General features: G+C 64.7%; 8 protein-coding genes and 1 pseudogene. 4 read left to right on the top strand and 5 right to left on the bottom strand.

Features of this window, described 5'->3' with window-relative positions; translation table 11 throughout:
- Window positions 1-73 precede the first annotated feature (73 nt).
- From scpB to YO9_RS0113770, 4 genes and pseudogenes are all read right to left on the bottom strand, one after another.
- Window positions 74-646: an SMC-Scp complex subunit ScpB gene (scpB, locus tag YO9_RS0113785; RefSeq protein WP_016998021.1), complete on the bottom strand. Its 573-nt coding sequence runs from the start codon at window positions 644-646 to the stop codon at window positions 74-76.
- A 150-nt stretch (window positions 647-796) separates the two neighbouring features.
- Window positions 797-1,591, bottom strand: a complete 795-nt coding sequence (locus tag YO9_RS0113780; RefSeq protein WP_016998020.1) for a segregation and condensation protein A — start codon at window positions 1,589-1,591, stop codon at window positions 797-799.
- Window positions 1,592-1,726: 135 nt separating this feature from the next.
- Complete coding sequence (locus tag YO9_RS0113775; protein ID WP_016998019.1) at window positions 1,727-2,542, bottom strand: ParA family protein; 816 nt, start codon at window positions 2,540-2,542, stop codon at window positions 1,727-1,729.
- A 295-nt stretch (window positions 2,543-2,837) separates the two neighbouring features.
- Window positions 2,838-4,263 (bottom strand): annotated as a pseudogene (locus YO9_RS0113770) (cation:dicarboxylate symporter family transporter).
- Window positions 4,264-4,406: 143 nt separating this feature from the next.
- On the opposite strand from YO9_RS0113770, the gene YO9_RS18810 reads away from it, so the two are divergent.
- Genes YO9_RS18810 through YO9_RS0113755 form a run of 4 tightly spaced genes read left to right on the top strand, consistent with a single transcriptional unit; the run spans window position 4,407 to window position 6,743 of the window.
- Complete coding sequence (locus YO9_RS18810; protein ID WP_223286601.1) at window positions 4,407-4,712, top strand: hypothetical protein; 306 nt, start codon at window positions 4,407-4,409, stop codon at window positions 4,710-4,712.
- Window positions 4,640-5,131: a sensor histidine kinase gene (locus YO9_RS18805; protein WP_223286599.1), complete on the top strand. Its 492-nt coding sequence runs from the start codon at window positions 4,640-4,642 to the stop codon at window positions 5,129-5,131. The genes YO9_RS18810 and YO9_RS18805 overlap by 73 nt, the downstream gene beginning before the upstream one ends.
- Window positions 5,092-6,048: a sensor histidine kinase gene (locus YO9_RS0113760; RefSeq protein ID WP_223286597.1), complete on the top strand. Its 957-nt coding sequence runs from the start codon at window positions 5,092-5,094 to the stop codon at window positions 6,046-6,048. The genes YO9_RS18805 and YO9_RS0113760 overlap by 40 nt, the downstream gene beginning before the upstream one ends.
- Entirely contained in the window at window positions 6,045-6,743 is a 699-nt protein-coding gene (locus YO9_RS0113755) for a response regulator (protein ID WP_016998016.1), read from the top strand. Before YO9_RS0113760 ends, YO9_RS0113755 begins: the two co-directional genes overlap by 4 nt.
- Before the next feature lie 4 nt (window positions 6,744-6,747).
- Here YO9_RS0113755 and YO9_RS0113750 read toward each other — a convergent pair whose 3' ends face one another.
- Complete coding sequence (locus YO9_RS0113750) at window positions 6,748-7,263, bottom strand: GNAT family N-acetyltransferase (protein WP_016998015.1); 516 nt, start codon at window positions 7,261-7,263, stop codon at window positions 6,748-6,750.
- Between the last annotated feature and the right edge of the window lie 38 nt (window positions 7,264-7,301).

The following is a 7,301-nucleotide window of genomic DNA, read 5'->3' as shown; positions in this document are numbered from 1 at the left end:
TCCGCCGGGCTTGCCGCCGCCGCGGGGTGCTCCGCCGCGGGATGAGTTGTTGCGTGATTGAGCCATGCTGAAATCAGTCCTCTAAGTCTTCAAGTTGGTCGGTTCCGGGCAGGAGCGGGGCAATGTCTGGCAGTTCATCCAGTGAACCGAGACCCAGCTTTTCCAAGAACAAGGGGGTGGTGGAGTAGAGCACGGAACCCGTGGATTCCTCGCGTTCGTGTGCTGTGAGCAAGCCGCGCTGCACCAGGGTTCGCACCACGCCGTCCACGTTGACACCGCGGATCGCTGAGATCCGGGAGCGGGACACGGGTTGCAGGTAGGCCACCACGGCAAGGGTTTCCAGGGCCGCTTGCGACAAGCGCGAGCTGCTGCCTTCCACCACGAAGTCGGTCACGAGCTGGGCGTACTCACTGCGCGAGTAGATGCGCCAGCCGCCGGCCACTTGGCGCAGTTCGAATCCGCGCACTCTGGAGGCCGACCCTCCATCATATCGGAGGTCGGGCGATTCCGGAGGGGCTACGGGGGTGGGACCGATCACGCCGTCGTACTCGGCTTTCAGGTATTCCAGGCCGCTGCGCGCCTCGTGCACGGGCACGTTGAGGGTGCGGGCGAGTTCTTCTTCTCGGACGGGGGCCGCGGCCACCATAAGTACAGCCTCGAGGGCCGCATGAATATCGGTCGGGGGTTGTTCGTGTGGTTCGTCTACCACGCTGACATCATCTCCTTCGGTACGGTTCACACCGATCCATGACGTGTCTTATTGTTTCAGGTTTTTGACGCCGCCGTTGCCAGGGGGCTACTCCCCCGCGCCGCTCTCGCTCGGGGCGGGGTCCTCGTTCGGCGTCTCGGCACCCGCGTACTCGCTGTTGAGCCCCTCCGAGGTCCAGTCGTCCGGCCCGTCCCAGCGCACGAGCAGTGGGCCGAGGACTTCATCCTGGCGGATCCGGACCACACGGTCGCGGAACATTTCGAGGATCGCCAAGAAGCGCACCACAATCACCAGGGTGGAATCCGCGTCCGCGATCAGGGCGGCAAAGCTGTGGTCCTGGCCGTCCTTGAGGATTTCGGCCATGGTCTCGGCCTCGTCCGCCACACGCACGGCGGCACCGTGCAGGTGCTCCACGTTGACCTCGTCCGGCACGTGCCGTTCGGGGTCCAGCGCGACGACTGCGAGCTGTGCGAATTGCTCAGGCGTCAGCGTCCACTTCAACGGCGGCAGCGCGGTGGTCACCGCTGGGTCAAGGTCCACCTGGCGCGGGATCCGCACGGACTCCGCACCGAAGCGCCTATTCAGCTGCCCGGCCACTTCCTTGAACGCCTTGTACTGCAGCAGACGCGCGAACAGCAGGTCGCGGGCTTCCAGAAGTTCGACGTCGTATTCGTCCTCCACCTCGCCGCGCGGCAACAAGCGCGCGGCCTTGAGATCGAGCAGCGTGGCCGCAACCACCAGGAACTCGCTCGCCTCATCGAGGGCCTTGACCGAGCCTTCTTCCTGGAGCGCTTTCACGTAGCGGATGAATTCGTCCGTGACCACGGACAGCGCCACGTGGGTGATGTCCATTTCGTGCTTGGCAATCAGGGAGAGCAGCACGTCAAAGGGGCCTGGAAGTTTTCCAGGGCCACCTTGAATCCGGTGTCCGAGTCCGTGGGAAGCTCGGCGACAACGCTCATGCTCGTGAGGTGACCTCGCGCGAGATCAGGCCGCGAGCGGCGTCGACGGTGGTGATCACGGCGCTCCGCCGCGGCTGATCAGTTCGCGCGCGAGCTGACGGTAGGACTCTGCGCCCGGGTGATTCGTGGCGAAGTTGAGGATCGGCTCGGCGGCCACCGTGGCGTCCGGGAACTTCACGGTGCGCTTGATGACCGTGTCGAAGACCTTGTCGCCAAAGGCATCCACGATGCGGGCAATGACCTCGCGGGAGTGCAAGGTGCGCGAGTCGAACATGGTGGCCAGTACGCCGTCGATCTGCAGCTTGGGGTTCAAGCGGTCCTGGACCTTCTCGATGGAGTCCACCAGCAGCGCCACGGCACGCAGGGCGAAGAACTCGCAGATCAGCGGGATGACCACACCGTGCGAGGCTGTCAGTGCGTTGACGGTCAGTAGGCCCAGGGACGGCTGGCAGTCGATGAGGATCACATCGTAGTATTCCTCGACCTTGCGCAGCGCGGAGGCCAGCACCTGCTCACGAGCGACCTCCGTAACCAGCTGCACTTCAGCGGCCGAGAGGTCGATGTTGGCGGGCAGCAGGTCAACGTTGGGCACGTGGGTTTCCTGCACCACGTCCCACACGTCCACCGAACGGTCCATCATCACGTTGTAAATGGTGAGGTCCAGCTCGTGCGGGTTGGAACCGAAGCCCGCGGACAGCGCACCCTGCGGGTCGAAGTCCACCAGGAGCACCTTGCGACCGGTTTCCGCGAGCGCGGCACCCAGGTTGATGGTGGAGGTGGTCTTACCCACGCCACCCTTCTGGTTCACCATGGCAATGATGCGGGCGGGACCGTGATCCTTGAGTTCGGGCGGATCCGGGAAGGTGCGCAACGGACGGCCGGTGGGGCCTACGGCGCCGATGCCTGGTCATCGAGTTCAGGGAACCTCTCGTCACTGGCTTTGCTCACGTGCTACAGCCTGCTTTCCTCAAGTCACTGGTCAGGTCTCAACGCACTACACTACCGCCGTCACGCGGGAGCGAACCAACCGAGGTCGCCCAGGTTGCTGAACCTGACGGTTCGTGCAGGTGGGTATCCGCGCCGTGCATGTCGAGAGTCGGAACACGAAATGTCCCCTCCGGTCGGTGACCGGAGGGGACATGACGAGTCGTGGAGCGACGTCGTAATTAGGCGTTCTGCGGGCTCAGGGGCTTGACCTCGGGATTGCCCTCGAGCGCTTGCTCGGCGGAATTGGGGGACGCGTGCGGATCGGCGACCAGGGACTGCTCGTCGAAGGGCTCCTGACCGGCGAGCACGCGGTTAACACGCTCCTTGTCCACCTGCTTGACCAGGGTGCCCAGCACCACGGTGGCCACGGCGTTACCGGAGAAGTTGGTGAGTGCACGGGCTTCGGACATGAAGCGATCGATGCCGACGATCAGACCCACGCCGTCCACCAGGTCGGGGCGGTGGGACTGCAGGCCGGCGGCCAGGGTGGCGATACCGGCGCCGGAGACACCGGCCGCGCCCTTGGAGGCGATGATCATGAACAGCAGCAGGGTGATCTGCTCCCCCAGGGCCAGCGGGGTGCCCATGGCATCAGCCACGAACAGCGCACCCATGGTCAGATAGATCGCTGTGCCGTCCAGGTTGAAGGAGTAACCGGTGGGTACCACGACGCCCACCACGGGCTTGGAGACACCCAGGTGCTCCATCTTGGCGATGAGTCGGGGCAGAGCGGCCTCGGAGGACGAGGTGGAGAAGATCAGCAGGTACTCGCGGCCCAGGTACTTCATGAGCTTGAAGATGTTCACGCCGGAGACGAGCTTGAGGATCAAGCCCAGCACCACCACGATGAACAGGATGCAGGTGACGTAGAACGCGGCCATCAAGCCGATCATCGAGATGATCGCCTGCATGCCGGTCGCGCCGACCACACCGGCGATCGCGCCCAGGCGCCGATCGGGCAACCCACATGACCATCATGAGCAGGCGGAAGACCACGGCCTGGATGTAGGTCACGGCCTTGAGCACGGGCTTGCCGGACTCCCCCATGGCCTGCAGCGCGAAACCGATGAGCAGCGCCACGAACAGGGTCTGCAGGATGTTTCCCGCGGTCAGTGAGGACAACAAGGTGGTGGGGATGATACCCAGCAGGAACCCGATGGTTCCCTCTTCACCGTGATCGGCGGTCGAAGCCAGCCCGGCAGAGTCGTAGCTCGCGTTGGCCAGGTCCAGGCCGCTACCGGGCTGCACGATGTTGCCGACCACCAGGCCGATGAACAGCGCGAACGTGGACATCAGCAGGAAGTAGGCCAGGGCCATACCGCCCACCTTGCCGACAGTCGCCGCGTGAGCGATCGAGCCGACGCCCAGCACGATGGTGCAGAAGATCACCGGAGCGATCATCATCTTGATCAGTGCAATGAACGCGGTACCCAGGGGCTTCAGCGTGACCGCGAAGTCCGGGACGATCAGACCGAGCAAGGCTCCGATGACCACACCGGCGATCACGAAAATGTAGAGGTAGTGGGTCCGGTCTTTCTTGGGCTTACGCTGCGCCCCACCGGACACGGTCTGCGCTGACCGCGGTGCCGCTGAATTATCGGCCATGATGGCTCCTTAGAACACGAGTGCTGGAATAGTGACTAGCCTCACGCAGGGCTGTGAGTTCTGTCGCGTTGTGTTCATACTGTTCATGGCGCCCGTCACAGTCCTGTCCTGGCGGGCCGGTTCGGAAAGCTGCGGAGGTGCGTGTGTCACTCGCCAAGCGATTCCTGGCGCTCCAGCACGGCTTGGTGATCGTCATTTCCGTGGTCGTGGCCTTGGTGATGATCCAGCAGACCCGCTCGTGGGTCACCTTGCGCGCGGAGTCGGTGACCCGTGCGGCGACCTCCGTGATGGCCCAGGATCCGTTCGTGCGAGAGGGCCTGAAATCCGACGACCCCACCGCCCGTCTGCAGGCCTACGCCCATCGGATCGAAGACGAATCCGACATCGATTTCGTCACGCTCATGACTCCCGAGGCACGCGCCTCACCCACGCGATCCCCGAATTCGTAGGCCACCCCTACTCGGGCGATCGCTCCCACGCGCTCGCGGGCGAGACGTACACGGTCACCGAAACCGGTCAGCTGGGCCCGTCCGTGCGCACCATCGCCCCGATCTACGACACCGACGGCTCGATCGTGGGGTTGGTCTCCAGCGGGGTGCTGCTCAATCAGATCGCGCAAGAGAATCGACAACAGCTCCCGGGGCTCGCGCTGATCGTCCTGGCCCTGCTCCTGATGTCCTCGCTGGTCAGCTACGTCTTGGCCCGCTACCTCAGCCGCGCCACCAACGGTCAGGCACCCGAATCCCTCGTCCGCGCCCAGGCCCTCAACCGCGCCGTTCTGGCCGAAGCCCGCGAGGGTCTCGTCCTGCTCGACGAGCTCGGCCGCCCGTGCTCGCCAATGTCCGCGCTCGGCACCTTCTCGATATGACACCCGACGCCGACGACGCCGCCCCGGCACCGCGACGTCGTTCCGTCACGTTGCGTCGAAGAAACGAACCGCTGCCCTCCGAAACTCTGCCCGCGGTGATCCGGGAACTCGTCGATGACCAACGGGAGTTCTTGGACGAGTGGTGCACCGTGGGAACCCGAACCTTGATCGTCTCGTGCGTGAAGGCCTCACGTGATTCCAAGCTGCGGGTGCTCATCGTCCAGGACCATACCGAGTTGACGCGGTTGTCCGGCGAGCTGGACACCGTACGCACCATGGCCGCCGGACTGCGAGCGCAAACCCACGAACACGCCAATCGAATGCACACGGTGGTGTCCCTGCTGGAACTCGAACGGTATCCGCAGGCGTTGGAGTTCGCGGCGTCCAACCTCACGATGACCCGCGATCTGGGATCAACGGTCACTGAATCGGTGGCCGATCCCTATCTCTCCGCCCTGCTGCTCGGAAAGACCGCGGAAGCACACGAGCGGGGTGTGGACCTGCAGGTCCTGGTGCTCGGTGAGATTCCAGCGTCGTCGGCAGATCCCTCGGAGGTGGTGAGCGTGGTCGGGAACCTGGTGGACAACGCGATCTACGCGGCGGCGTCCAACCAGGACCGGGAGGAACCGGCGGTCGAGGTGGAATTGGCCCCGTCCGACCGACCGGGTTTCGTGCATCTCACCGTGGCGGACACCGGTCCCGGCGTGGATCCCGAGGTGGCCGGTTCATTGTTCGAACGCGGGGTCTCCACCAAACCGACCGGCGGCTCCATGCGCGGTGTGGGCCTGTATCTGGCGTATCAAATCGCAGAATCTTGGGGAGCACGCTTGAGCTACGTGAACGATGCGGGAGCGGTCTTCACAGTGGAGATCCCCGTGCACGACTCGGCCCGCGATGCGGAAGGGGACGGCTCATGATCAACGTGTTCGTCGTGGACGATGAAGAACTCACCGCGGCGGCCCACGCGGAGTACGTCAAGCGCTGTCCTGGCTTCCGGGTGGTGGGTGTCGCCCTCACGGGGCAGGCGGCGGCCCGGGCCATTCTCCAGAAAGCCTCGGGCCCGGATCCCGTGCACTTGGTGCTGCAGGACATCAACCTGCCGGACATGTCCGGGCTGGACGTGGCGCGCACCCTTCGAGCACGCCGCGTGGATGTCGACTTCATGATCGTCAGCGCTCACCGTGACGCGGGGACGGTGCGCGGTGCCACGGCACTCGGGGTGGTCGGATATCTGATCAAGCCGTTCACGTTCGCGGTGTTCGAACGCAAGTTGGCCTCCTACGCGGAGTACCACCGGTTGCTGTCCGCGGCCACACCAGCCTCCACCACGTTTGATCAGTCCGAACTCGACCGGGCCTTCGCCACGATGCAGGACCAGTCGCCACCGAAGACTCCCAAGGGACTCTCACCTGAGACCCTCGACTCTTTGGTGACCGCGTTGCAAGAGGCCGGGCAGTTCCGGTCGGCCGCCGAGCTCGCCAAGGACTTGGGGTTGTCCCGAGTCACGGCTCGGCGCTACCTCGAGCACCTGACCGAGAAGGGAACCGTTCAACGGCGCTCTCGCCATGGCACTCCCGGCCGCCCCGAGTTGGAGTACGGCTGGAACGGGTGACTCGTCAGATGCCGAAGGGCTCCGCGTAGCGAACCAGCCCGCCAGGAACCGGAGTGGTGCCGTCCAGGGACAGCACCATGAGTGCCTCATCGGGAACCTCGATGCTCAAGTGCACCCCCGAAGCGGAGGCCCTCTCAAAGCCGAATCTCGGGTAGTACTCCGGGTGGCCCAGAACGACGACGAACTCTTCCCCTCGCTCTGCAGCTGCGTGCAGCACGGCCATCGTCACCGCCGTACCCGCTCCCCCGCCTTGTTGATCGGGCAGCACCGAACACGGGGCGAGGCACAGCGCGGGAACATTGTCGATGTGGCACCGGGTCAACAGCGCGTGAGCCACCACCGTGCCGTCCTGATCTTCCGCGACGAAGGACAACCCTTCGAGCCACGCGGAGTCGCTGCGGAGCGCATCCACCAGATCGGCTTCCTCAGCGGTCGGAAACGCTTGCTCGAGCACGTACCGGACGGCAGCACGATCCTGGTCTATCTCCGGCCGGACGGCCCATTCCACAGTGTTGGTCATGACACCGAATAAACCAGAGGCAGCCGGGGACGAATCCC

This window comes from Kocuria atrinae C3-8 (genome assembly GCF_000286355.1).
In the GTDB taxonomy this organism is placed as follows: Bacteria; Actinomycetota; Actinomycetes; order Actinomycetales; family Micrococcaceae; genus Kocuria; species Kocuria atrinae_A.
This window is presented reverse-complemented; position numbering and strand designations above follow the sequence as displayed.